At 59.6% G+C, this 25418-nt stretch carries 25 protein-coding genes, 1 other RNA gene and 1 pseudogene; 12 read left to right on the top strand and 15 right to left on the bottom strand.

The window, feature by feature from the left end; genetic code table 11:
* Window positions 1-18 precede the first annotated feature (18 nt).
* Window positions 19-240 (top strand): 50S ribosomal protein L31, encoded by a 222-nt coding sequence (rpmE, locus tag FHX06_RS29235; RefSeq protein ID WP_112545040.1) that lies wholly within the window; start codon window positions 19-21, stop codon window positions 238-240.
* 131 nt (window positions 241-371) lie between these two features.
* On the opposite strand, the gene FHX06_RS29230 is transcribed toward rpmE, so the two are convergent.
* The 3 genes from FHX06_RS29230 to FHX06_RS29220 all read right to left on the bottom strand — a co-directional run bounded on the left by FHX06_RS29230 (window position 372) and on the right by FHX06_RS29220 (window position 2856).
* Entirely contained in the window at window positions 372-887 is a 516-nt protein-coding gene (locus FHX06_RS29230; RefSeq protein ID WP_112545041.1) for a DUF1465 family protein, read from the bottom strand.
* A gap of 373 nt (window positions 888-1260) precedes the next feature.
* The gene (locus FHX06_RS29225; protein WP_113015551.1) at window positions 1261-1452 is read right to left on the bottom strand and encodes a DUF1192 domain-containing protein; all 192 of its coding nucleotides are present in this window, start codon (window positions 1450-1452) and stop codon (window positions 1261-1263) included.
* Between the two features lie 123 nt (window positions 1453-1575).
* On the bottom strand, window positions 1576-2856 hold the full coding sequence (locus FHX06_RS29220) for an MFS transporter (protein WP_112968833.1): 1281 nt from the start codon (window positions 2854-2856) through the stop codon (window positions 1576-1578).
* A gap of 175 nt (window positions 2857-3031) precedes the next feature.
* Here FHX06_RS29220 and FHX06_RS29215 point away from each other — a divergent pair, with 175 nt between their 5' ends.
* Window positions 3032-3199, top strand: coding sequence for a hypothetical protein (locus FHX06_RS29215; RefSeq protein WP_183850680.1), 168 nt, complete (start codon window positions 3032-3034; stop codon window positions 3197-3199).
* Between the two features lie 6 nt (window positions 3200-3205).
* On the opposite strand, the gene FHX06_RS29210 is transcribed toward FHX06_RS29215, so the two are convergent.
* The 7 genes from FHX06_RS29210 to tkt all read right to left on the bottom strand — a co-directional run bounded on the left by FHX06_RS29210 (window position 3206) and on the right by tkt (window position 12583).
* Entirely contained in the window at window positions 3206-4126 is a 921-nt protein-coding gene (locus tag FHX06_RS29210; RefSeq protein ID WP_183881796.1) for a PhzF family phenazine biosynthesis protein, read from the bottom strand.
* 158 nt (window positions 4127-4284) lie between these two features.
* The gene (locus FHX06_RS29205; protein WP_112545045.1) at window positions 4285-5310 is read right to left on the bottom strand and encodes a class I fructose-bisphosphate aldolase; all 1026 of its coding nucleotides are present in this window, start codon (window positions 5308-5310) and stop codon (window positions 4285-4287) included.
* 231 nt (window positions 5311-5541) lie between these two features.
* A complete protein-coding gene (locus tag FHX06_RS29200) occupies window positions 5542-6738 on the bottom strand; it encodes a phosphoglycerate kinase (protein ID WP_183881794.1) in 1197 nt (398 codons plus the stop codon).
* 80 nt (window positions 6739-6818) lie between these two features.
* Window positions 6819-8669, bottom strand: a complete 1851-nt coding sequence (locus FHX06_RS29195) for a potassium/proton antiporter (protein WP_112545047.1) — start codon at window positions 8667-8669, stop codon at window positions 6819-6821.
* A 273-nt stretch (window positions 8670-8942) separates the two neighbouring features.
* Window positions 8943-9452 (bottom strand): GNAT family N-acetyltransferase, encoded by a 510-nt coding sequence (locus FHX06_RS29190; RefSeq protein WP_183881792.1) that lies wholly within the window; start codon window positions 9450-9452, stop codon window positions 8943-8945.
* 81 nt (window positions 9453-9533) lie between these two features.
* On the bottom strand, window positions 9534-10544 hold the full coding sequence (gene gap / locus FHX06_RS29185) for a type I glyceraldehyde-3-phosphate dehydrogenase (protein ID WP_183881790.1): 1011 nt from the start codon (window positions 10542-10544) through the stop codon (window positions 9534-9536).
* Window positions 10545-10609: 65 nt separating this feature from the next.
* Window positions 10610-12583: a transketolase gene (gene tkt, locus FHX06_RS29180; RefSeq protein WP_112545049.1), complete on the bottom strand. Its 1974-nt coding sequence runs from the start codon at window positions 12581-12583 to the stop codon at window positions 10610-10612.
* A gap of 333 nt (window positions 12584-12916) precedes the next feature.
* On the opposite strand from tkt, the gene FHX06_RS29175 reads away from it, so the two are divergent.
* The 3 genes from FHX06_RS29175 (at window position 12917) to ssrS (ending at window position 13802) form a co-directional block, all read left to right on the top strand.
* Entirely contained in the window at window positions 12917-13192 is a 276-nt protein-coding gene (locus tag FHX06_RS29175) for a DUF4164 domain-containing protein (protein WP_112545050.1), read from the top strand.
* A gap of 14 nt (window positions 13193-13206) precedes the next feature.
* On the top strand, window positions 13207-13584 hold the full coding sequence (locus FHX06_RS29170) for a cell division protein ZapA (RefSeq protein ID WP_113015555.1): 378 nt from the start codon (window positions 13207-13209) through the stop codon (window positions 13582-13584).
* Window positions 13585-13643: 59 nt separating this feature from the next.
* A non-coding RNA gene (gene ssrS, locus FHX06_RS29165) (6S RNA) lies at window positions 13644-13802 on the top strand.
* A 61-nt stretch (window positions 13803-13863) separates the two neighbouring features.
* Here the strand turns inward: ssrS and FHX06_RS29160 are convergent.
* A complete protein-coding gene (locus FHX06_RS29160) occupies window positions 13864-14475 on the bottom strand; it encodes a GrpB family protein (protein ID WP_246715684.1) in 612 nt (203 codons plus the stop codon).
* Window positions 14472-15368: a LysR family transcriptional regulator gene (locus tag FHX06_RS29155; RefSeq protein ID WP_113213262.1), complete on the bottom strand. Its 897-nt coding sequence runs from the start codon at window positions 15366-15368 to the stop codon at window positions 14472-14474. The genes FHX06_RS29160 and FHX06_RS29155 overlap by 4 nt, the downstream gene beginning before the upstream one ends.
* Window positions 15369-15483: 115 nt before the next feature.
* Here FHX06_RS29155 and FHX06_RS29150 point away from each other — a divergent pair, with 115 nt between their 5' ends.
* A complete protein-coding gene (locus tag FHX06_RS29150) occupies window positions 15484-16677 on the top strand; it encodes an MFS transporter (protein ID WP_183881788.1) in 1194 nt (397 codons plus the stop codon).
* Window positions 16678-16702: 25 nt separating this feature from the next.
* Window positions 16703-17533, top strand: coding sequence for an aldo/keto reductase (locus tag FHX06_RS29145; protein ID WP_183881785.1), 831 nt, complete (start codon window positions 16703-16705; stop codon window positions 17531-17533).
* A gap of 113 nt (window positions 17534-17646) precedes the next feature.
* On the opposite strand, the gene FHX06_RS29140 is transcribed toward FHX06_RS29145, so the two are convergent.
* The 3 genes from FHX06_RS29140 to FHX06_RS29130 all read right to left on the bottom strand — a co-directional run bounded on the left by FHX06_RS29140 (window position 17647) and on the right by FHX06_RS29130 (window position 19629).
* On the bottom strand, window positions 17647-18636 hold the full coding sequence (locus FHX06_RS29140; protein ID WP_113015557.1) for an NAD-dependent epimerase/dehydratase family protein: 990 nt from the start codon (window positions 18634-18636) through the stop codon (window positions 17647-17649).
* Between the two features lie 96 nt (window positions 18637-18732).
* Window positions 18733-19266 (bottom strand): multiprotein-bridging factor 1 family protein, encoded by a 534-nt coding sequence (locus FHX06_RS29135; RefSeq protein WP_113213265.1) that lies wholly within the window; start codon window positions 19264-19266, stop codon window positions 18733-18735.
* Window positions 19267-19296: 30 nt separating this feature from the next.
* Entirely contained in the window at window positions 19297-19629 is a 333-nt protein-coding gene (locus tag FHX06_RS29130) for an ArsR/SmtB family transcription factor (protein ID WP_112545056.1), read from the bottom strand.
* Window positions 19630-19685: 56 nt separating this feature from the next.
* Between FHX06_RS29130 and FHX06_RS29125 the strand changes: the two genes are divergently transcribed.
* From FHX06_RS29125 to FHX06_RS29105, 5 genes and pseudogenes are all read left to right on the top strand, one after another.
* Window positions 19686-20168, top strand: a complete 483-nt coding sequence (locus FHX06_RS29125; protein WP_113015559.1) for an SRPBCC domain-containing protein — start codon at window positions 19686-19688, stop codon at window positions 20166-20168.
* An 11-nt stretch (window positions 20169-20179) separates the two neighbouring features.
* The gene (locus FHX06_RS29120; RefSeq protein WP_113015560.1) at window positions 20180-20536 is read left to right on the top strand and encodes a hypothetical protein; all 357 of its coding nucleotides are present in this window, start codon (window positions 20180-20182) and stop codon (window positions 20534-20536) included.
* 235 nt (window positions 20537-20771) lie between these two features.
* Entirely contained in the window at window positions 20772-21797 is a 1026-nt protein-coding gene (gene gnd, locus FHX06_RS29115; protein ID WP_112968846.1) for a phosphogluconate dehydrogenase (NAD(+)-dependent, decarboxylating), read from the top strand.
* A 144-nt stretch (window positions 21798-21941) separates the two neighbouring features.
* Window positions 21942-24014, top strand: coding sequence for a mechanosensitive ion channel family protein (locus tag FHX06_RS29110; protein WP_183881783.1), 2073 nt, complete (start codon window positions 21942-21944; stop codon window positions 24012-24014).
* A 202-nt stretch (window positions 24015-24216) separates the two neighbouring features.
* A pseudogene (locus FHX06_RS29105) lies at window positions 24217-25418 on the top strand (lysylphosphatidylglycerol synthase domain-containing protein); the annotation flags it as partial.

Below are 25418 nucleotides of genomic sequence, written 5' to 3'. Positions count from 1 at the left end.
CATCGCAGGAAGATTGTCATGAAGGAAGGCATCCATCCCGACTACCATACCATCAAGGTAGTCATGACCGATGGCACCGAGTACGAAACCCGCTCGACCTGGGGTTCGGAAGGCGCTGTCATGAACCTCGAAATCGACTCCAAGTCGCACCCGGCCTGGACTGGCGGCAACCAGCAGCTCATGGACCGCGGCGGCCGTGTTTCGAAGTTCAACAAGCGTTTCGGCGGCCTCGGCCTCTAATTCGCTTCCGCTTTGCGGATTATTCAAAAGCCCGGCCTTGTGCCGGGCTTTTTGTTTTGGGGGCTTGCCGGCGCGCAAATAAAAAACCGGCCGCGTCGCCGCAGCCGGTTTCATCAATTCTATATGCCAGATCAGTTGTTGCCGAAGGCCGTCTGCAGCAGGGAAAGCTGGGCCTGGACGCTGTTCTGATTATCAGGAACGATCGCAGCTTCTGCCGGGCGGTAGATTTCACGGTCGAGCAGGGCAATGCGGTTCTGCAGGCGAAGCGAGCGCTCTACGAGATCGCGGAAGGATTCCGGCAGGTCACCCCAGCCCGGAGCATTGCGATCGACGTTGAAGCCATCGAGCCGAACCTTGTTTTTCTCGGCCAGGACCTGATCGCGGGACATTTCGCCATTGTTGACGGCGCGCTGCAGCAGCAGCCAGGAAGCCATCTGCATCAGGCGGGTTGTGAGGCGCATTGATTCAGCCGCATAAAGGACCGAGGCCATGCGCGGCAGCACCTTGGAGGCTGCGCGGCCCTGGCCGTCGAGATAGGATGCGGTTTCTTCGACCAGCGACATGCCCTCTGCATACAGCGTCTTGAACTGCGAGGATGCGGCAGCGCGGCCAGCAAAACTGATTGTGTTCAATCCAAGTTCCGACATCTAAAGAATCCCTGTTGCACGCATCTACTATCAGGTAACGCCGGGTTCCCGGAAAAAGTTTCCCAAGCCGGTCTTCGTGATTTCAAGATGGTATCTTTAACCTAGATGCGCAAGCCGTTTCTTAAGAAAAGGTTAATCTCCACAGTTTCGTGGAAAGGTCTAAGGCAGCGCAAAAAGAAGAGCCGCAAAAGCGGCTCTCAAGGTAAAACAGGGAGAAAAATCAGACCAATTCACCGCTTGGAAAACTGTCTGAGGTCCAGAAGAATCTGAACAGCATCAGTAATACCTTATAAAGCTTAATTTTTTATTAATGTCGTCCCGATTTAAGACTTAACGAAAGTAAATACGAAGCAATATTTGCTCGCTCACAGTCTTATGACCGGAAAAGATTTTCGGCGGCCAATCGGCCGGAAGCCTTCTTGGCGGCCTCGGCCTCGAGCCGTGCGATCTCGGTTTTCAAAAGTTCCACGCGTGCTCTCAACTCGTCGACCGAAAGCATAGAGAGATCGGAGCCGATCTCGTGCGCTGTCTTCTTCTGCGGCCTATCGTCATCCATCAAGCTCATTGTTGCACCTCCTGCAAACCGTGTGGCGATCCCTAGGATTTCGGCCCACGCTTCAAGTCTCTGTTGCAAGCGTGTCGCTATCGCAAAATCGCTGCGCATTTGCGCGCGACATGCCTCAGTCCGTCAGCCGAACTTTACAGCAGGATCGCCGCTTTCGGGAGACTTGTTGGAGCTGCGATCGGCAAGCGACATGCTTTGCGGCGTGAGCGTCGGAGATGTTGCTGTCGGGATCGTCGTATAGGCATCGCGGTCGCTCGCCGGAATGGCTGCACGAATGCGGCTTCTGAGGATGGCATAGCCGGTGATCAGGAGATGGGCGAGCGCTGTCACCAGGAAGAGTGCATGGGGGCTGACGACTGACATGACCGGACCTCCGATCGTCGGCCCGATAACGGTGCCGATGCCGTAGAGCAGCAGCAGGCCGCCGGAAACCTTTACGAAATCCTCCGATGAGGCAAAGTCGTTCGCATGGGCGACAGCGATCGGATAGAGCGTATTGGCGACCGCACCGTAGAGGATGACAAGGCCGATCAGGAAGGCTGGGGAGGACGGATGCAGGAGGAAGATCAGGAGCCCGGCGAGCGCCGCGATGGCTGACATGGCAGCCAGGACGTAGCGACGGTCGATACGATCTGACAGGCGTCCGGCCGGAAGCTGCATCACCGCGCCGGCAAAGATGGTGGTGCTCATCATTACGGCAATCGAGGTGTCGGAAAGACCCGCACCCGCGCCGAAGACGGCACCGAGCGTACCATAGGCGCCATTGGCAATGCCAACCAGCAGGATGCCGAGGCAGGAAACCGGCGAATTGCGATAGAGCGCAGGCAGATCGAGTTTGACTGCTTTCAGCGGCTGCGGTGAGGCTGCGGTCGACAGCGTCGTCGGCAGCATGGCGATGCAGTAGAAGATGCCGCAGATCATGAAGAGTACCGGCGTGCGCACGTCTTCGAGGGGGATCATCATCTGGCCGCCCACGACGCCAAGGAGGGTGATGCCGATATAGAGCGAGAAGATCGCGCCGCGGCTCTCATTGTTCGCCCGTTCGTTCAGCCAGCTTTCGATGATCATCGAAGTCCCGGCAGTGGAGAAACCGGTGACGGCACGCAGGATGACCCACCAGACCGGATCGATGATGATGCCGCTGACAAGCGCGATGATGGCGATGATGGCGATAAAGCCGGAGAACGCGCGCACATGGCCGACGCGACGCACCATCTTTGGTGCAACCAGGCAGCCAATAACGAAACCTGCTGCCCAGGAGGTCCCGAGCAGACCGAGCGTGGTCGTGGCATAACCTTCGAGGTTTCCGCGCACAGGAAGCAGAATGCCCTGCAGTCCGTTGCCCATGAAAAGGAAGAGCGTGCCAAAGAGCAGCGCAGCGACGGACAGCAGATTTCTTGTCATATCCCCAGACTCGGCGTGTTCGCTTCGAAAAAGACATAAGGCGAGACGTTAATCTGCCCAGTCCATAAGAGTGTTGATTGTGTCCCGGAATGCCTTTACGGCGTGTAGATATTCCTGTGTTCGCGTGAAAAAATGTCCGTCCTGTGACATTCTGATAAATGGAAAAAATAAAGCCATGACAAAGCTGATAGCGTTGCTACTCATCCTTGCCATGGCAATCCAGATCATCAAGCCGCTCGGCTATCCGGGGCTGCGCCGCCGGATGGATTTCTGGAAGATCGCGCTGATTGCCTTTGCCATCTGGGCGGTGGCGTTGCTGGCGCGTGATTTCCTGGTGCAATAGGCAGGTTTAGTCCCGCAGGATGATATCGCCTTTCATGATCGGCACGCAGGTTCCCGAGATCGTCACGTCAGTGACCGTGCCGACCGTCTTGACGACATCGAGTTCGATGATGCTGCGCCGGCCCATTTCGACGCCCTGTTCGATCGTCACGTGCTGGCTGACGTCCGCCTCCGGCAGCAGCGAGACGAGATAGGCGGAGAGGGCGGCTGATGCGCTTCCGGTCGCCGGATCTTCAATGACGTTGTCCAGCGGCGCGAACATGCGGGCGCGGATCTTCCAGGGGGTGGCGGCGGGACGTACATAGAGGAACAGCGAAAAGTCATGGCTGCCGGCCACGCCCCTAGCCGCCGCCTGGAAGCCGTTCAGATTGGGACTTGCCGCGGCCAGAGCCTCGAGACTCTCGAGTTCTGCGATGGCGAAGTTCAGTCCCACCGATGCAAAGACCGGGGCATGCTTGTTCTTGCGGATCGAGGAGGGATCAAGGGAGACGCAATCGGCAATGACGGTCTCGGATATTCTGTCGCCTATTTCAAGCGGCCTTGGAGCACGGATGGTTGCTCCGGTGACTCGGCCTTCACGGCGCTGCAGGGTGACTTCCACAAGGCCGGCCTTTTCCTCGAACCGCAGCCTATCGCCAATGGCGCGACCGAAGATTTCGTTCTGCTGGCCGAGAACATAGGCAGTGCCGACATTGGGATGCCCCGCGAACGGCACCTCCATTGTCGGCGTGAAGATGCGAACTTTTGCGGTGTTTTCGGGGTTCTCGGGCGGCAGCACGAAGGTTACTTCGGAATAGCCGAATTCGGCGGCAATCTTTTGCATTGCCGCATCGCTGATGCCCCTGGCGTCGCTCATGACCGCGAGCGGATTGCCCTCATAGCGGGTGGAGGTGAAGACGTCGACGGTGAGGTAGGACAAGCTGTTCATGGCGGCTCCAACAATGGTGGCACCATGATTATCGAGGCTCGTTGTTGCGGCGAAGGACTATCTTGTCGCCATGACAAATCGGCTTCGCGACTGGCAAGAACAAAGACAGGCGGCGAGGGTGCTCGCCGCCTGTCTGTTTTCTCAAGCATCCAAAAGGCTCATGCGGCCTTTTCGAGTTCGGCCTTCCAGTTGCCCTTTGCGGCGAGGCTGTTCATTTCGGCGCGGTGTGCGAATTCGCGCTGGCCGGCAGCGACGTTTTCCTGCTTGCCGTTCCAGGCCTTGAGTGCGCTGTCCTGCAGAGCACGGCCATAGGAGAAGGTGACAAACCAGGGCAGCTCATAACCGGAGTTGATGGCGGAGAGATGGGCTGTCGCTTCTTCCGTGGTCTGGCCGCCGGAGAGGAAGGCGATCCCCGGAACGGATGACGGAACCGTGCGCTTCAACACCTGGACGGTGCGCTCCGCCACTTCCGCAACCGAGGCCTTGCGGGCATTCTTGCCGTCGATGACCATGTTCGGTTTCAGGATCATGCCCTCGAGGCTGACACGGGCATCAGCAAGTTCCTCGAACACGATGCGCAGCGTGGATTCGGTCACTTCGGCGCAACGGTCGATATTGTGGTCGCCCGGCTTTCCGTCCATCAGGCATTCCGGCTCGACGATCGGTACGATCTTGGCTTCCTGGCAGAGCGCCGCATAGCGAGCCAGCGCCTGGGCGTTGGCGCGCACGGAACCACGGCTCGGCAGGGTCTGCGAGATGGCGATGACGCCGCGCCACTTGGCGAAGCGGGCGCCGGCCTCATAATATCTGGCAAGGCGGTCTGCGAGGCCATCAAGGCCTTCGGTGACGGTTTCACCCGGATATTTTGCCATCGGCTTGGCGCCGATATCGACCTTAATGCCCGGAATGCTGTCGGCAGCCTTGATGATATCGACGAAAGACGTGCCGTCAGCGGCTTTCTGATACAGGGTTTCCTCGTAGAGGATGACGCCGGAAATGTACTTCTTCATTGCGTCTTCCGAGCGGAAGAGCATCTCGCGATAATCGCGTCGGCTGGTTTCGGTCGATTCAAGATTGATCGCATCGAAACGCTTCTTGATGGTGGAGGTCGATTCATCGGCGGCAAGCAGGCCCCGACCGCCAGCAACCATCTTTACTGCAATGTCTTCCAGTCGTTCGCTCATCTCGTTCTCTCCACAATGAAACCCGGTAGAATTGACAATATAGAACTCGGATAACAGAAGTTTATAGCGAGAAAAATGGGAGCGCTAAGTCATTGAAACGATTGAAATGATTTCAATCGTTTGAAAGTTCGGGAATTTTTCCTCTTCTTGAGCAAAAGACCGCGGAAGCGTTCATTCCCGCGGCCTATCCTGCTGGAATATCTGCCGAATCGGCTTATCGCCAATCGGCCGTTACCGAGAGAGAACGGCCACGCCCGGCAGTTCCTTGCCTTCCATCCATTCGAGGAAGGCGCCGCCTGCCGTCGAAACATAGGTAAATTCTTCGGCAACGCCGGCATGGTTCAGCGCCGAGACCGTATCGCCGCCGCCTGCAACTGACGTGAGCTTGCCGGCCTTGGTGCGCTCGGCGGCATATTTCGCAGCGGCGACGGTCGCTGCGTCGAAAGGCTCGATTTCGAAGGCGCCGAGCGGACCGTTCCAGACGAGCGTCGTGGCGCGCTCGATCCAGGCCTTGACGGCTTCGACCGACTTTGGACCGACATCGAGGACCATGGCGTCACCGGGGATGGCTTCGATCGAGACGATCTCATTGGCCGCTCCTGCCTTGAATTCGCGGGCGATAACCCCGTCTTCCGGCAGAACGATCGCGCAGCCGGCCGTGGCGGCTTCGATCATGATCTGCTTGGCGGTATCGGCGAGGTCATGTTCGCAGAGCGACTTGCCGACATTGGTGCCTCGGGCGGCGATGAAGGTGTTGGCCATGCCGCCGCCGATCACGAGCGCGTCGACCTTCTTCACGAGGTTCATAAGAAGGTCGATCTTGGTCGAGACCTTGGCGCCACCGACGATGGCGACGACCGGACGGATCGGGTTGCCGAGGCCTTTTTCGAGCGCCTCGAGTTCTGCCTGCATCGTGCGCCCCGCATAGGCCGGCAGGTGATGGGCAAGGCCTTCGGTGGAGGCGTGGGCGCGGTGAGCAGCGGAGAAGGCGTCGTTCACATAGATATCGCCGTTTGCGGCGAGCGCCTTTGTGAATTCAGGATCGTTCTTTTCCTCTCCCTTGTGGAAGCGGGTGTTTTCCAGAAGCAGAATATCGCCATTGTTCATCTTCGCGACGGCGGAAGCGGCGGCTTGGCCGATGCAGTCGGACGCAGTCAGCACGGCGTGGTCGAGCACCGCCTCGACCGACGGAGCAATCAGAGAAAGCGAGAATTCTGCCGAGGGGCCGTCCTTCGGGCGGCCGAAATGGGCGAGCAGGATGACCTTCGCTCCCTTTTTCGACAGTTCAAGGATCGTCGGCGCGACGCGCTCGATGCGGGTCGTGTCCGTAACCTTGCCGTCCTTGACCGGGACGTTGAGGTCGACGCGGACGAGAACGCGCTTGCCGGCGATATCGTTGAGGTCGTCGAGGGTCTTGAAAGCTGCCATGGAAGGATCCGTTCGTGGTTGCGAAAGTTGCGCCGACCATAGCAAGGATCGAAGGAGACGCAAGGCAGTCGGCGGCCGTTTTAGCGTGGGGTTTCGTCACGTCCGGCAGCACTTTCCGCAGCCGTCACCTCATGCCTTTTGCGGCCTTTCATACGGTCGCGGGTACGCTGGATAATTTCGCGCAGATTGATGAAGATCGGCAATGTTATGGCGGGCTCCACGGCCTCCAATGACATGCCGACAGAGGTGATGTGATCCTGATCGTCGAGGTCGCGGACGATGAGAATGAGCGAGCCGAGACGGACGCGATCAGCATAATCCGCCTTGCCGCCGAGGCGCTGTTTCATCAGTTCGGCGATCGTCAAACCCTTCTCGGATTCATTGAGCAGGCCCGGACCATAGGCGGCATCGAGATCGGCGGCAGGGCGAGCCGGCGACAGCGCGAAGGCGCCAAAAAATTCCGCGTCATCCTCATCAACAGGTGCGCGACTGGCGAAGAGTCGGTCGAGCAGGCGCGAATAGCTGGGAGCGATGAAGAGGTAGACAAGATCGTTTTCCCTGAGGCGACCGGCATATTGGTAGCGCATCGACTTGCCGTCGCGGATCACAAGCGAGGGTGCCGCCCAGCGCGGAATGCGCTCGCCACGCAGAACCGGGCTGTCCTTGACGACGCGATAGGAAAGCAGCTCGTGATTGGCCGCGCCTGGCAGGTCGACCTCGACTTTGTCGACCGCGCCGATCCGCGGCGGAATGATGAGGCCGAGGCGCTTGGCGACCGGCTTGATCGTCCAGCCCTGCACGAGGAGCGAGACGAGCACGATGATGAAGGCGGTGTTGAAGTAGATCTGACTGTGCTGCAGGCCACCGAGGATCGGCATGATGGCAAGCAGGATTGAGACTGCGCCGCGCAGACCGACCCAGGCGACAAAGCCGATTTCCTGCTGCGTATAATCGAAGGGCAGCAGCGACAGCCAGACGGCGAGCGGCCGGGCGACGAAGATCAGGAAGAGAGCGAGCAGGATCGCCGGCACGATGATGACAGGGAATTGCGAAGGCGTCGCCAACAGGCCGAGCACAAGGAACATAATGATCTGGGCAAGCCAGGTCATGCCGTCCTGAAAGCGCCTGATGGTGCCGATCGCCTGCATCTTTCGGTTTCCGGCATAGATGCCAGCGACATAGACGGCGAGGAAGCCGCTGCCGCCAACCGCGCCGGTGAAGGAGAAGACAAGCAAGGCGAGTGCCAGCACGAAGATTGGCGTGAGGCCGCGATCCGTTTCCAGCCGTCCGGCGATCAGCACGATCATCATGCCGCCAAGCAGGCCGAGTATGACGCCAAGGCCCATCTGCTGAATGAACATGGCAAGCATGCCGATATTGATGCCTGCGTAGCGTTCGCCGCTGGCGAGAACCTCGACCAGGGCGATGGTCAGGAAGATTGCCATCGGGTCGTTGGTGCCGGATTCGACTTCCAGCGTAGAGCGCACCTTGTCTCGGATGTTGATGCCGCCGATGCGCAGCAGAAAGAAGACGGCTGCAGCATCGGTAGAGGCGACAATTGAGCCAAGCAGCATGCCTTCCAGCCAGCTGAAATGCAGCAGCCAGCGAGCGGCGAAGGCGAAGAGTCCGGCGGTCAAGAGCACGCCGACCGATGCCAGTGTCAACGACGGTATCGCGGCAATCCGGAAGGCCTGCATCGGTGTACCGAAGCCGGAATCGAAAAGGATAATCGCAAGCGCGATGGAGCCCAGAATATAGGCGAGGTAGTTGTTGCTGAATTCGATGCCGAGGCCATCGACGCCGGCGGCAAGCCCGATCATCAGAAACAGCAGCAGGAGAGGAGCGCCGAAGCGGAACGCAAGCAGGCTCGAGAAGGCCGCAAGAAGCACGAGCGCCGTCGCAACCAGCACCACGATATAAAACGCTTCCATGCCTACCCCTTTCGCTTCGTCACGCCATCCCGCAGCCGCCCCGCCCATCCCCCAACGTCCAGCACGATCTTTCAGTAAACGGCAAAAAACCGCAGAAGGGTAGGCCTTGCGGCTTAACCTCGGCTGCATTGCTGCGTCATGCTGCTGGACGGCCCTTGGGGTGAGGGCCAGAAAAGAATGCTATTGGAAAAAGTCTCTATAAAGAATGTATGAGGAAATCAGGCGAGAGCAGGGCAGGCAGAGGGAGCGCCACACTTTTTGTTGATGAGACCGTTAGAGGCCGCTTCCATTTTTCGTCACCTGAAATTGCTTCTGAATTCGGTCGATGGGCGTACCGTCCTTAAGCGGTACTTTCTTCAGCGTGTTATAGGTACGGAACCCCATCTTCTCGTAGTAGGCCAGCCCGCCAATGTTGTCGGCGCGGATGGTTGCGTTGATGATTTCGATACTGCGTTCCTTGGCTGCAGAACGTGTTGCGGCAAACAGGGCAGTGCCGACGCCTGGGATCTTCGGGTTCAGGCGCGCGAAAGTTCCGATATCGGCCCACCCCACCGGCAAATCGCCGTAACGGCTGAGGAATTGAAAGCCGGCGAGGCCGGACCCTGCCTGCGCCACATGGCAGATGATGGCGAATTCGCCGAATATGAACCAGTCGGCCAAAAGTTCGGGCGAAAAGCGATCCTCGAGGGCAGTCGTGCCGCCCGCTTCGATGATTTCATTGATGAGCCCGCAGAGTTCGGCGGCGTCATCAACAGTCGCGTTGCGAATAGTCAGTTGCGCCATGCTCTTCCATCTCCTGATCGATCGCCCAAAATGAAAACGGCCCGGTTTCCCGAGCCGCTTCCTGATCTTGATGCCTGACGCTTAGATGAGCTTGGCGAAGGCAACAGCCGTGTCGGACATGCGGCTGGAGAAGCCCCACTCGTTGTCGTACCAGGACAGGACGCGCACGAAGTTGCCTTCCATGACCTTCGTCTGGTCGGTCGCGAAGATCGAGGAGTGGCTGTCGTGGTTGAAGTCACGGGAAACGAGCGGCTCATCGGTGTAGCCGAGGATGCCCTTCAGCTTGCCGTTTGCGGCAGCCTTGATCGCTTCGTTGATTTCGCCGACCGTGGTGGCCTTCTTGGCAACGAACTTGAAATCGACGACCGAAACGTTCGGGGTCGGAACGCGGATCGAGGTGCCGTCGAGCTTGCCCTTGAGGTGCGGCAGAACGAGGCCGACGGCCTTGGCAGCACCCGTCGAGGTCGGGATCATCGAGAGGGCAGCAGCGCGGGCGCGATACAGATCCTTGTGCATCGTATCGAGCGTCGGCTGGTCGCCGGTGTAGGAGTGGATAGTGGTCATGAAGCCGTGGTCGATGCCGACGGCGTCGTCGAGAATCTTCACGACCGGCACCAGGCAGTTGGTGGTGCAGGAGGCGTTGGAGATGACCAGATGCTCCTTGGTGAGCTGGTCATGGTTGACGCCGAAGACAACGGTCAGGTCAGCGCCGTCGGCAGGAGCCGAAACGATGACGCGCTTGGCACCAGCCGTCAGATGAGCAGTGGCCTTGTCGCGGGCGGTGAAGATGCCCGTGCATTCCATCGCGATGTCGACACCCAATTCCCTGTGGGGAAGGGTTGCCGGATCCTTGATCGCGGTGACCTTGATAGGCTTGCCGCCGCCGACGACGATCGTGTCGCCTTCGACCTTCACTTCGGCCGGGAACTTACCGTGGATGGAGTCGTAACGCAGCAGGTGGGCGTTGGTCTCGACCGGGCCGAGGTCGTTGATGGCGACGACTTCGATGTCCGTACGGCCGGATTCGACGATGGCGCGAAGAACGTTGCGGCCGATACGACCGAAACCGTTGATGGCAACCTTGACTGTCATGTTCATTCACTCCCTAGAGATTGGGATTGCGGATAATAGATGAGGAAGCGCCCGAAGGCACTCCCTTAAAGCTTGGCTTCTGCTGCTGCGACGACGGCGTCCGCCGTGATGCCGAAATGCTCGAACACCTTCTTGGCCGGGCCGGACGCGCCGAAACCCTTCATGCCGACGAAGGTGCCTTCCGGACCGATAAAGGCATCCCAGCCTTCGCGAACGGCGGCTTCGACGGCGATCTTGACCGGCGAGTTGCCGAGGATTTCCTTGCGGTAAGCCTCCGGCTGATCGAAGAAGAGTTCCGTGCAGGGAACGGAAACGACGCGGGTGCTGACACCCTTGCCTTCAAGCGTTGCACGGGCGGCAACGGCGAGTTCCACTTCCGAACCCGAGGCGAAGATCGTGACCTTGGCATCTGCGTTGCCGGCGAGCGTATAGGCGCCGAGTTCGCAGAGGTTCTTCTGATTATACTCGGTGCGGACGGTCGTCAGGTTTTGACGGGTCAGGGCCAGAGCGGACGGATGGTCCTTGCTCTTCATGGCGATCTGCCAGCATTCCGCGGTCTCGACTGCGTCGGCCGGGCGGAAGACACGCAGGTTCGGCACCGCACGCAGGCCGGCGATCTGTTCAACCGGCTGGTGCGTCGGCCCATCTTCGCCAACGCCGATCGAGTCATGCGTCAGGACGTGGATGACACGGATGCCCATGAGCGAGGCGAGGCGGATCGGTGGGCGGCAATAATCCGAGAAGATCATGAAGCCGCCGCCGTAAGGAATAAGACCGCCATGGAGCGCGATGCCGTTCATGGCAGAGGCCATGCCGTGCTCACGGATGCCCCAGTGCATATAGCGGCCGGCGAAATCCGTCGGCGTGATCGAATGCATCTGGCTGGTCTTGGTATTGTTCGACGGCGTCAGGTCAGCGGAGCCGCCGAGCGTTTCCGGCACGAAGCCGTTGATGACTTCGAGCGCATCTTCGGATGCCTTGCGGGAAGCGATCGTCGGCTTGGTTTCGGCAAGCTTCTTCTTGTAGTCGTCGATAGCCTTGTCGAAGCCTTCAGGCAGGTCACCGGCAAAACGACGGGTGAACTCGGCCTTGGCCGGCGACTTGGACAGCGTTTCTTCCCATGCCTTGACGATATTGTCAGAGCGGGTGCCGGCGGCGCGCCATGCGTCGAGCACGTCGGAGGGAACGACGAAGGGCTCGTATTCCCAGTTCAGCGCCTTGCGGGTGGCGGCGATTTCGTCGGCGCCGAGCGGGTTTCCGTGCACCTTGTGGGTGCCTTGCTTGTTCGGGGCACCGAAGCCGATGACAGTCTTGCAGGCAATGAAGGTCGGGCGGTCGGACTTGTGGGCGGCTTCGATCGCATCGGCGATGGCGGCCTGGTCGTGACCGTCGATCTCGATCGTGTTCCAGTGAACGGCCTTGAAGCGAGCGACCTGATCGGTCGAGTCGGACAGGGAAACGGCGCCGTCGATGGTGATCGAGTTGTTGTCCCAGAAGAGGATCAGCTTGTTGAGCTTCAGGTGGCCGGCAAGCGCGATCGCTTCGTGGCTGATGCCTTCCATCAGGCAGCCGTCGCCATTGATGACGTAAGTGTAGTGGTCCTGCAATTCCGGACCGAACTCGTCGCGCAGCTTGCGCTCGGCGATCGCCATGCCGACGGCATTGGCAATGCCCTGGCCGAGCGGGCCAGTGGTCGTTTCGATGCCGGTGGCATGGCCATATTCCGGATGGCCGGCGGTCTTGGAGCCGAGCTGACGGAACTGCTTCAAGTCCTCGACCGACATGTCTGGATAGCCGGTCAAATAGAGAAGCGAGTAGAGCAGCATCGAGCCATGACCGGCAGAGAGAACAAAGCGGTCGCGGTTCGGCCAGTGCGGCTTCTGGGGATCGAAGCGGAGATATTTGGTAAAGAGGACAGTTGCCACATCCGCCATGCCCATCGGCATGCCCGGGTGGCCGGAATTCGCCTTTTCGACAGCATCCATGGAGAGGAAACGGATCGCATTCGCCATCCGGTCGTTTTGTTCGCGTGAGGTCATGGCTTTTCCGCTAGTTCCGGGTTTGAGGATGGCCTCGAGCCTGCCAAGACCATCAATGAGAGCGGTCGAGACATACCAGTTGGAACGGCCAAGTCAACAAAATGGAAGCCGTTTGGAGGCCGGGTGCGACGATTTTTGACATTTGACCGTCAAGTTTTACAAAAGACGAATCTTGTGTGACAGGCTTGTGTAAATCGCTCATCCACAGAATAGGGCAGGGGGTAGCCGAGGGGCTTTATTGACGCGCTCCAGCCTAGCTGCATATCCTCTTGAAAATACAGGGTCGGCGACAGAGGCCGATTCGCGGGTCTTGTGCGGGGAACCGGAAAAGACATGACGCCTAATGGCAACATCATCGAAGCTGCGCTTACGGAGCTCAAACAGGCAATCTCGGGCCTCGAGAATGCCGTCGACATGCGCATCGAGCGCCAGCGTGAGCAGGGCGAGATCGAAGGCGAAGTCCGCCGCGTGCATGCCGACCGCTCTCGCCTTGCCCAGGAGCTCGACCAGGCCGAATTCCGCGCGAACCGGCTGGAAGAGGTCAATCGCGAGGTTTCGCGGCGTCTGGTGACGGCGATGGAAACGATCCGCGCGGTTCTTGACCGCTAAGAGGACATGATGACATGGCGCAGGTAACGGTTACGATCGACGGCAAGGCCTATCGCATGGCCTGCGAAGAGGGGCAGGAAGATCATCTGACCGACCTCGCAGTTCGTTTCGACCGTTATGTCGGCCATCTCAAGGGTCAGTTCGGCGAAATCGGCGATCTCAGGATCACCGTCATGGCCGGCATCATGGTGATGGACGAGATCTCGGAGCTGACGCGACGCGTTGCCGGGCTGGAATCGGAGTTGGAGTCGCTCCGCAGCAACCGGGACACGGTAATTGCCGCCACCGCTCGCACGGAAGAAGGCATTGCAGTGGCGCTTTCGGAGGTCACGAGCCGTATTCAGGGCATTACCGACAAGCTGAACGGCCGTACGCCGGCCGAGCTTAATTAATTTGGGAGAGCGGTGCTGCCCCACTGGTGCGGTGCTGCAAATGTCCCTATATTCGCTCACGCGGTCTGTGCTTCTCGACAGGAACAATGAATCCTCGGGGCCATACCCGATCCTTAGGGAGCTGTCCCTGTCCGGGCTCGTGGGTCTGGACATACGGCGCCCACCTACTTTCGTAGGCGCCCAGGATCGAAAGTTTCCACCGGTTGTGTGGATCGCGCTTTATCTCTCGTCGGCGGGCTCTTCTTGGCCGGCGCTGATATTTCCCGACAAGTCCCGCTTTCAGTCGCCTGGTGGTTCACTCCAGCCGGTGAGCTTTGCCCAGTCGTAGGCACCCTCCATGATGATATCGAAAACCGGATCCTTGATATCGTAATAGGCTTCGGCACTGTCAGGGAAAAAGCCGGCGAGGCGTTGCTTGATCAGCCCGTAGGCTGCTGCTGCCGTCGGATGAGCGCGCAGGAAATCCCGGCATAAAAGCGGATAGCGCTGGTTGAAGCGGCCCCTTTCACGAACATGGATATTCGCGGGCCGGCCCCTGTTTTTGAAATACAGCTTTCTCAGCTCGCCATCTGCCAGATCGAGACCTGGTGGACAGTGATCGGTTACGATCGAGCGGCTCTCGAACCCCTCGCGTTCGAACGCTGTTCTATCGACCAGCTCAAGAGCATCGACACTCACCTGGATGTCGATGATATCCTTTGCGACAAGTCCGGGCACGGCGGTGGAGCCGATGTGATGGAGTGCGGCGCCGGCGGGTGCTGCGCGCCGGATCGCCCGCTTCAAACTTGCGAAGTCGTCGGCCCAGCTTTGGCGCGGCGGATGGATTTCTATCGGCATGGAGCGCTCGCTATCGTTGAGCCGTGAAAGGGGAATGACGGAGGTCTTCCTCAATGAATGTTCTCGACCAGGAAATCGATGAAGGCCCGGATACGTGCGGCAAGATGTTCGTGACCGGGATAAACGGCGTGAATGAGTTCGATATCTTCAGGATTATAGGTTTCCAATACGGGCACCAGCGTTCCGGCATCGATATCCGGCTGCACATGGAACTGGCCGACACGAGCAAGGCCAAGGCCGGCGAGGCAAAGGCTGCGAGCCGTTGGTCCATTGTTGGTTTCGAGGTTGCCAAAGACGGGTCTCGAGAAGCGACCGCCATTTTCGGGATTGCGGAATGGCCATTCCTCCGAGGTCGCGCGGAAGCTGAAGGTCAGGCAGTTGTGACGAACGAGATCCTCAGGGCTTTCCGGGATGCCTTGCCGTTTCAGATAGCCGGGTGAGGCAACGATAACGCGGCGGCTTTCGAGGAGCTTGCGCGCCTTCAGTGAGGAATCGCGCAAGGCGCCCGAACGGATGGCGATGTCGGCGCGTTCGCCGATGATATCTATAATGCCATCGCTGAGCGCGAGGTCGAGGTCGACCTCGGGATAAAGCTTCAGGAAATCGGGCACCAGCGGCACGATGTAGCGAACGCCAAAGGCGACCGAGGTGCTCACGCGCAGGCGTCCTCGAGCCACCGTCGTGCCGCCTGCTGCGACGGCGCGTTCCGTTTCCTCGATGTCAGCGAGGATGCGTCGGGAGCGTTCGAGATAGATTTCGCCTTCTGGCGTCAGTTGCAGGGCGCGGGTCGTGCGCACCAGAAGACGCGTGCCGAGACGGTCCTCGAGCCGGGTGACGAGCTTGCTGACGGCGGAGGGCGAAAGCTTGAGCTTGCGGCCAGCGGCCGAGAAGCTTTGCAGTTCGGCCACCTGCACGAAAACATCCATCTCGCCGATGCGGTTATCCATCCGTTTCCTATCTTGAATTCAATTCACAACTGTTGAGCTATTATAGGCAATTATCGAGGAAGTGCGCCACGCCCATATTCCGACCCGAACAAGAACCAATCATCGGGTCACTCTCATGCCACTCGCTCTCTTTGCATTGACGATTGCGGCTTACGCGATCGGCACGACGGAATTCGTCATCGTCGGCCTGCTGCCGACGGTTGCCACCGACCTTCACATCACCCTGCCGCTCGCCGGCCTCATCGTCAGCGTCTATGCGCTGGGCGTTACCTTCGGCGCACCTATCCTGACGGCACTGACCGGACGGATCGAGCGCAAGCCGCTCATGCTTGGGCTGATGGCGCTCTTCATTATCGGTCACATCATCGCGGCGTTCAGCCCCGGTTATGAAGTGCTGCTGATTGCCCGCGTCGTCTCGGCCTTTGCGCACGGCGTCTTCTTTTCCGTCGGTTCCACCATCGCTGCCGATCTTGTGCCGGAGAACCGAAGGGCGTCGGCTATTGCGATGATGTTCATGGGCCTGACGGTTGCGATCGTCACCGGCGTTCCGCTCGGCACGTTCATTGGCCAGACTTTCGGCTGGCGCACCACCTTTGCTGCCGTTGCCGGTCTCGGTATCGTTGCCTTCGCAGCCATTGCCTTCCTGCTGCCTTCGAACCTCAAGAAGGCTCCGCCGGCCAGCATCGGTGAACAGATCCGCGTACTTGCCACGGGGCGGCTGCTTCTCGTTTATGCCATGACGGCACTCGGTTATGGCGGCACTTTTGTTGCCTTCACCTTCCTTGCGCCGATCCTCGAGCAAGTTACCGGTTTTGCCTCCTCGGCCGTCGGCCTGATCCTGATGCTCTATGGCGTGGCGATTGCCGTCGGCAACGTCGTCGGCGGGCGCATCTCCAACCGTGATCCGGTCAAGGCTCTGACCTTCCTGTTCATCGCTCAAGCACTCGTGCTGGTGCTCTTCGGCTTCACGGCTGTCTCGCCCTGGCTGACGATCCCGACGCTTGCGATCCTCGGCTTCCTGTCCTTCGCCAATGTGCCCGGCCTGCAGCTCTATGTCGTGCAGCTTGCACGCCAGCTGCAGCCGAACGCCATCGATGTCGCCTCGGCGCTCAATATCGCCGCCTTCAACCTCGGCATCGCCATGGGTGCCTGGATCGGCGGTCTGGTCGTCGAATCCCGCTTCGGGCTGGGCGCCACGCCCTTCGTTGCTGCCGCGCTCGTCACCGTTGCCCTAGGCCTCACCATCAGGAGCGGTGCGCTCGACCGCCGCTCCATCCCGAATGCTGCCGCTGCCTGTAGCGCGGCCTGATCTCTCAGACTTGAAAGGAAACAGCATGAAATTCGTCAGCACTAATGGCGCTGCCATCCCCGCCCTCGGCTTTGGTACATTCCGCGTGCCGGGACCCGACGCCGAACGCATGGTCTCGCACGTGCTCGCCAATGGCTATCGCCACATCGACACCGCGCAGATCTACGGCAACGAGGCCGAGGTCGGCGAAGGCATTCGCCGCTCCGGCGTCGCTCGCGGCGATATCTTCCTGACGACCAAGGTCTGGGTCGAGAACTACAAGCGTGGTGCCTTCCTTGCGTCTGTCGACGAGAGCCTGAAGAAGTTGAAGACTGATTATGTCGACCTTCTGCTGCTTCATTGGCCGAACCAGGCCGTACCGCTCGCCGAGCAGATCGGCGCACTGAACGAGGTGGCGAAGGCGGGCAAGGTGCGCCATATCGGCGTGTCGAACTTCAATACCGATCTGATGCGGGAGGCCGTCAAGCTCAGCAGTCTGCCAGTCGTGACGAACCAGGTGGAGTATCATCCCTATATCGATCAAACGCCGGTGCTGCGCGCTGCAAAGCAGCTCGATATGTCGGTGACGGCCTATTACGCCATGGCTGACGGCAAGGTATTCGAGGATACAGTGCTCAAGACGATTGCCGCCAAGCATGGCAGGTCGATCGCGCAGATTGTACTGCGCTGGATCGTGCAGCAGGATGTGATCGCGCTTTCCAAGACCGTCTCGGAACAGCGCGCGCGGGAGAATGCGGCGATCTTCGATTTCGAACTCTCTTCCGATGAAATGTCTGCAATCCATGCGCTGGCGAACCCCGATGGTCGCATCGTCAGCCCGGAAGGGTTGGCTCCCGCCTGGGACAAGGCAGCTTGAGAACGGGCGCTTCGGCGCCCGTTTCCCCATCGGCTAGAGCTGAGGCAAGCGCGGCGATGTCTGCAATTATCCCCTGTTCTTCTTGTGCATACGGGCCTGCCTCGCGGTCCGTATCAGCGGCGCTGCAGCGGGTAAGGCCCATCCTCGAAAATCCGGTCGTGATAGCCCTTTGCGCCGACGAGAATAGCGAGCGGACTTCTCCATTCCCTGCCGTCGCGCAGGCAATCGAGCACGTGCCGAAAGTCGTACTTCGGGCGCCAGCCAAGTTCCCGCCGGGCCAGCGCATTGACATAGACACGGTCGAAGTTCGGAAACATCGTCCATCCGTGCGCCGCGTAAAGTGCGGCCATGTCGGGGAAAAGGCGCTTCACCGTCACGCGCGCATCACGGCGCAGGTCGGCGAGATCGGCTTCGGTGAAGGGTGCCGTCGCTGAAATGACATAACGACCGAAGCGGATGGATGGCGCTCTTTCCAGTGCCAGCAAATGGGCGTCGACCACATCCTCGATATCGACCCGCCGATAAAGCAACTCGTTGGCCTGTGCGTTGGCGGCGGAGTAGCGGTTGCGAATATCGGGATCGTCGTCATCTTCCGGGAAGAATCGCGAAGTCCTCAGAACGACGACGGGCAGTGACATGGTGCGCGCGAAGAGTTCGCAGATGCCTTCGGCTGCGACCTTCGTAACGCCGTAGATATTTCGGGCAACGGGCAGAACATCTTCGGTGATCCAAGCGGCCGGTTCGCCTGGGGCCGGGCGCAGGGCCGCTCCGAAAGCGCTGGTGGTGCTGGTGAAAACGAAGCTTGTTACGCCTACCGCGACTGCCTGCTCGAGAAGGTTCATCGTGCCCGCGACGTTGGTGTCGATGAAATCCTTGTTGGCGTGTGTTCCGACATGCGGCTTGTGCAGCGTGGCGGCGTGGATAATGGCGGTGATGCCTGTCATCGCACGGCGGATGAAATCGGGATCGGTAATCGATCCGGTCATATCGGTAAAAGGCGAGGGTTTGATATCGATGCCGCGGATCTGACGGCCTTGATCCCTCAAGGTGCGCATCAGCGCTTCGCCCAGATGGCCTGTGCTTCCCGTCACCAGTATTGTCATTCTGCATCTCCGGACAGTTGGTGACGGACGCTAACAAAGGCCGCTCTCGCGGGACAACGCATAATTTATGCAGCGGAATGCAGGAAATCTGCAGGCTCAGTCGAGTGTCGTAACCAATCGTGCGGCGCTGCCGTCAGCCAGGAAGATGCGCTCCCACAATACCTGCCCGGCCACGATGGGCAGGTGCGGATTATCGTTTGCGCCCGTCTCCAGTGTCAGCGAATTCATTTGGCCTTCATGCCAGCCCAGGCCGGCGAGTTCGCCCTCTGTCTTCACGATTTCCTGCGACGCATAGGAGAGCAAAGACCTGTCCAGGAGATCGGAGACCGGCAGGCGCCATTCGCTCTGCCGTACACTGGAGGCTGCGAGAAGCCGGTGGGTGCGGTCGCAGATAAGATGAACCTTGCTCCGGGAATGTTCGACGAGACGTTTCAATGCGGCATCGGTGGAGGATGATTTGCTTGTGAAGATGCTTTCCAGCCGTGTTTCCTGAGCGACGGTGACTGGCAGGATGCCGCGCTCCCAGCGGCAGACGGTTGCCTGATTGACACCAAGCAATTCCGCCAGATGTTCCTGCTTCATCTTGCGCAGTTGGCGCATGCGACGGATGGCAGATCCGGATATCGGCATGGTTCCTCTCCCTCTAATTGCCGCAGCAAGCTAGTGCGACGGACCCTCGAGGTCGCTCTTCAGCCGGTCGAGAATCGACAGTGCATGGCCTGCATAGGCGCTGATCCAGCGGTCGTGAATCTGTTTGATCGGCAGGCTGTTCAGATGGTTCCAGCGCTCTCGGCCCTCCTTCCTGGCAATCACCAGATCGGCTTCCTCCAGCACCTTCAGATGCTGCATGACCGTGCAGCGATCCATCTCCGGGAATGCTTCGCAAAGCGCGCCCGTCGTGCGCGGTTCTTCCTTCAGAAGATCGAGAATATCGCGGCGGCGGCGATGCGCCAGCGCCTTGAAAATGGGGTCATCGTCCGATTCACTTGACATGTTATGTTTTTATAACATAATTGGATCAGACACAACGGAGAAGAGGAGGAAGTCGCATGTCCCTCAATATTCGCGTCTCGGGCCGCATCGGCCGCCCGGTGACTGATGTTTTCGATGCCGTCGTCAATCCAAAGAAACTCTCGAGTTACTTCACCACTGTGGGCGGGGCGAGCGCGCCCCTGGTTGAGGGCACGACGGTGACCTGGTGGAAAGACGTGCCGGTCGAGGTGGTCGAGCTTGTGCCCGACAGCAAGATCGTGCTGCGATGGGATGGCGCCACGGACGAGGAGAAGAAGGCTTACAAGACCCTCGTAGAGATGAATTTCAAGCCGCTTGACGACGGTGGCACGATGGTGACCATCGCCGAGGATGGCTGGCGCGAGGATGAGCCGGGGCGGCGCGGAACCTACCAGAATCTCGAGGGCTGGACGCAGATGTTCTGCTGCATGAAGGCCTTTGTCGAATACGGCATCAATCTGCGCGAAGGCATGTTCCTCAGCGAAATGCGGGGTGAGCAGGCCAAGGTGCAGGAAGGTTGAGGGGGAGCGTCATGAACGATCTGATCTACGGCGGCGTCGACGTCGCGATGAAGGTTCCGCCGCATCAGTATGAAGCCACCGTTTCCTTCTACCGCGACATTGTGAAGCTGAAGGAAATTGAAGGAGACGATATTTCCTTCGAGCTTGGGCCGATCCGGCTTTGGATCGACCGGGTGGCGACCATGAGCCAGGCCGAGCTTTGGCTGGAATTCATGACGCCGGATTTCGAGCGTGCTGCAGAGTATCTGGAAAAGGCCGGTGTCCCGCGCTGCGATCCCATAGAGCCACTGCCACCCAATCTTCGCGGTGGCTGGATCCTCAACCCCACAGGCATTGTCCATCTGGTACGGGAGGCCAGCCGCAATTAGGCGATGCAGCTGAAACTAATGCCGAGCTGGATCATGTAGCCGCCGATGAGGCGGCTATATCTCTCTTGGAGGGTTGGAATTGCGCTCCAAGACGGCAGATTGCTACCTGCGGAAGGCATAGCCCCACGCAAGGTGTAGCAGACGCACTCGCCTTTGTGACAGAGACTTCGCTTGCCTGTCACGATGCCGGTGCTAATTTCCGGAATCATATCGATTAAATCCCAGGAGATTTCAGATGCAGCTTGGCATGGTAGGTTTGGGCCGTATGGGCAATTACATGGTCCAGCGCTTGATGCGGGGCGGCCACGAATGTGTGGTCTATGACGCCAAGCCGGAAAGCGTCGCCGATCTCGTTGGGCTCGGTGCCGAGGGCAGCGGCTCGCTCGAAGAATTCGTTTCGAAGCTTGCCCGTCCGCGCGCAGTCTGGCTGATGCTGCCGGCTGCGATCACCGACAAGGTTATCGCCTCGATCGTTCCGCTGCTCCATGACGGCGATATCCTGATCGACGGCGGCAACTCCTACTATCATGACGACATCCGCCGCGGCGCCGAGCTCATCACCAAGGGCATCCACTATGTCGACGTCGGCACCAGCGGCGGCGTGTTCGGCCTCGAGCGCGGCTATTGCCTGATGATCGGTGGCGAGAAGGGCATCGTGCAGCATCTGACGCCCATCTTCGCAGCGCTGGCGCCAGGTGCGGGCACGGCGGAAAACTCACCGAACCGCACGCCGGAAGCTGCAGCTCTCAGCACCGCCGAGCAGGGTTTCCTTCATTGCGGCCCGCATGGCGCAGGCCACTTCGTCAAGATGGTCCATAACGGCATCGAATACGGTCTGATGGCCGCTTATGCCGAAGGCCTCAACATCCTGAAACACGCCAACGTCGGCGCCCTGACGCATGAGGCCGATGCCGAGACGGCTCCGCTCTCCCATCCGGAATTCTACCAGTACGATTTCAATCTGCCGGAAGTTGCGGAAGTCTGGCGCCGCGGCAGTGTCATCACCTCGTGGCTGCTCGATCTGACGGCCGATGCGCTGCACAAGGACCCGGTCCTTACTCAATATGCCGGCCGCGTTTCGGACTCCGGTGAGGGCCGCTGGACGATCATGGCGGCGATCGATGAAAGCGTGCCGACGCCGGTACTCAGCGCAGCCCTTCACGGCCGCTTCTCCTCGCGCGACCAGGACGAATTCGCCAACAAGGTGCTTTCGGCCATGCGTGCCGGCTTCGGCGGTCATGCCGAGAAACCACATAAGTAAAGCAAGCGCATTTCTCTCACGTCAGCCGCCGGCCGAAAGGCAGGCGGCTTTCTTTTTGCCGGTATTCAGCTAGACCGTTTGTTCGTCTGGCTTTTCCGTTGTGGCACTTGCATAAAAGCCTGACCTGTAACATCGGAGGCGGGCATGCGGCGAATTTCTGCGATCGGCATCTGCAGCATCATGATGCTGTTTTCTCTTTTCGGCGCCGTTTCCGCACAAACGACGCCGGCAGCTTCCACCGACGTCGCGCCGCCTGCCCAGGTGCGGCAGATGATGGAGCTGATGCAGACGCCGGAGGTCAAGCAATGGATGGCGACGCAAATGGCGGCGCCTGCAGCCTCGACCGACAACAACGAGGAAATGTCGATATTGTCGGGCCGCCTCCAGCACGCCCGCCGGCATATCGCCATGGTCTCGGGTGCTGCGATGACATTGCCATCCGAAATCACGCGGGCCTCATCGCTCTTCTGGGGCGAGTTGGGAGCCGCGGGTTCGCTGCGTATGGCCGCACAATTTCTGGCTATCCTCATCACCGGTTTTGTCGTCGAAATCCTGGTGCGACGGGCCGTGCGCGAAAGGCGGGAGCGGGCGGCGCAAATGACGGGCACGCGGCTTGCTGCGCGCGTCATTCCGGCCATTGTCTTCGGCCTTGCCACCGGGCTTGCGTTGATTAGCTTCAACTGGCCGCCGATCAGCCTGAATATCGCGATTGCCATTGCGGTCGCTGTCGTCGTGCAGCGCTTCGCTGTTTCCATCGGCGGTGTCATCGTCGATCTTGTCACCCTGCCGCGCGGCGAGGGAGAGACGGTTGCGGTTGATCCGGCCGTCGCACGATTCTGGTTTCGTCGCTGCATTCTGTTCGTCATCTATTTCGTCTTCGGCTGGGCCGTTCTCCAATCGATGGAACCGCTCGGCTATTCGATGGCCACACGCTATCTGGTCGGCTATGTGCTTGGTATCGGCCTATTCCTGATCGCTACGGAAGCGGTCTGGTCGCGACCGGGCAATGAAACGCGGCGCGGTCATGCGGCTACCTGGTTGTTGACCCTCTATTTCGCCCTGCTCTGGGGCATCTGGGTCCTGAGCTTCGATTGGCTTCTCTGGGTCTGCATCTATCTCATACTGTTGCCACGGGTACTTGCCGTCTCGACGCTCGCAGTCAAATCCTTCCACCAGGCCGAAGCCGGCTTCCTTGCCAAGCGCCATATCGCGACCGTTTTGCTCGATCGCGGTGTAAGGGCTCTGATCATCGCCTTTGCCGCGATCTGGCTCGGACGCATGCTCGGCGTCGAAACCGCTGCGATGATGACGTCAAACGAGACGATGATCGACCGGGTGGCGCGCGGCACGATCGGCGGCATTGTCATCCTGCTTGCGGCCGATCTGCTCTGGCATCTGGTCAAGGCCTATATCGACGGCAAGCTTCTGGATTCACCCGCTGACGGTACGGTCAGCGATGAGGAAAAAGTCAAGCGTGCCCGTCTGCAGACGCTCCTGCCGATCTTCCGTAACATCCTTGCCGTCGTCATCGTCGTGATCGCCGTTCTCATGGTGCTCTCAGGTCTCGGCATTGAGATCGGGCCATTGATTGCGGGTGCCGGTGTTGTTGGCGTTGCGGTTGGTTTCGGCGCGCAAACGATCGTCAAGGATGTCATCAGTGGCATGTTCTATCTGTGGGACGATGCTTTTCGTATCGGTGAATATATCGAAAGCGGCAGCCACAAGGGCGTGGTCGAGGCCTTCAGCCTGCGTTCCGTCAAACTCCGCCATCACCGCGGGCCGCTGACCACGGTGCCTTTCGGCGAACTCGGGGCCGTCAAAAACCTCAACCGCGACTGGACGATCGACAAGATCAGCCTGAATGTCACTTATGATACGGACCTGGTGAAGACGAAGAAGATCATCAAGCAGATCGGCCAGCAACTTCTCGATAACCCGGAATGGGGTCCGAATATCATCGAGACTCTGAAGATGAAGGGTGTCGAACAGTTCGGCGAATTCGCAATCGAGATCCGGCTCTCGATGATGACAAAGCCAGGCGAGCAGTTCGTCATCCGCCGCAATGCGCTGGCGATGATCCGCAACGCCTTCAAGGAAAACGGCATCGAATTCGCAGTTCCGACGGTGCAGGTCGCCGGCGAGCGTGACATTGATGCGAGTGTCGCTGCGGCGCGTTACGCGGCACAAGCCCATGCCGGGGGCGAACCGGCGGCCTGATCTTCCAATGCAAGGCAGAGCTTACGAAATTGCAATGCGATCACGCCTGTGCGCTGCGCAAATTTGCCCCAATTGGGGATGAAGGAGGCGGCAAGTGCGCGGGTGTGGGTAGCCGCAACATGGTTCATAGAGCTTGCATGTTGCGTATGTTACGTCTCTCAGAAGAGATTCCCGCCAAATTGGCAATTGCAGCAGGTAATAAATGTCGGGTCACGGCAAGTTGGAAGAGAATTCAGAGACGGAAGAGGGTTTTTCCGTCGGCGCAGTTTTCCGGCGCTATCGCACGCCTCTGACGGCTCTTGCCACGCTCCTCATTTTTTGCCTTGTCGGCTACGCGATCATGCAGTTGACCGATGAGGTGCGCTATGACGACGTCGTCGAGGCCCTCGCGGCAACCCGGCCGAGCTCGATCCTGCTCGCCTTGCTCTTCACGGCCCTGAGCTTTCTGGCACTCGTTTTCTACGATCTCAACGCCATCGACTATATCGGCAAGCGGCTGCCTTTTCCGCATGTCGCGCTCACCGCCTTCAGCGCCTATGCGGTCGGCAATACTGCCGGTTTCGGTGCATTGTCAGGCGGGGCGATCCGTTACCGTGCCTATACGAGGCTTGGGATTTCGCCTGAGGATATCGGCCGGATCATTGCTTTCGTGACGTTGTCTTTCGGCCTCGGCCTTGCGGCTGTGGCTGCAATCGCGCTTCTCGTTATTGCCGATGAGATTGCGCCGCTGATCAATGTCAGCGGCCTGTGGCTTCGGATCGTCGCGGCGGTCATCCTGGCGATCCTCGGCTCTCTCATGATTGTCGGTCGCGAGGGCAGGGTGATCGAAATCGGTTCGATCGCGCTTCGCCTGCCGGATTCGCGCACCTGGTCGCGCCAGTTCCTGGTAACCGCATTCGATATCGCGGCTTCCGCCTCGGTGCTCTACGTGCTCCTGCCTCAAACGGCGATCGGTTGGCCGGTGTTTCTGGCGGTCTACGCGATTGCCGTCGGGCTTGGCGTGCTGAGCCACGTGCCGGCGGGTCTTGGCGTTTTTGAAACTGTCATCATCGCCTCACTCGGCAGCGCGGTGAACATCGATGCCGTTCTCGGCTCACTGGTTCTTTATCGCCTGATCTATCACGTCTTGCCGCTGCTGATTGCCATCCTTGCGGTGTCGGCGACCGAGCTTCGCCGCTTCGTGGATCATCCTGCGGCCTCCAGCGTGCGGCGTATCGGCGGGCGGCTGATGCCGCAGCTTCTTTCGGCACTGGCGCTGCTTCTGGGCGTCATGCTGATCTTTTCGAGCGTGACGCCGACGCCCGATCAAAACCTCGAATTTCTCTCCAACTATCTGCCGCTGCCAATTGTCGAAGGTGCGCATTTCCTCTCCAGCCTGCTCGGGCTTGCGCTTGTCGTTGCGGC

Source organism: Rhizobium sp. BK512 (genome assembly GCF_014194915.1).
Lineage (GTDB): Bacteria > Pseudomonadota > Alphaproteobacteria > Rhizobiales > Rhizobiaceae > Rhizobium.
Note: the sequence above shows the minus strand (reverse complement) of the source record. Positions and strands in the feature narration are given on the sequence as shown.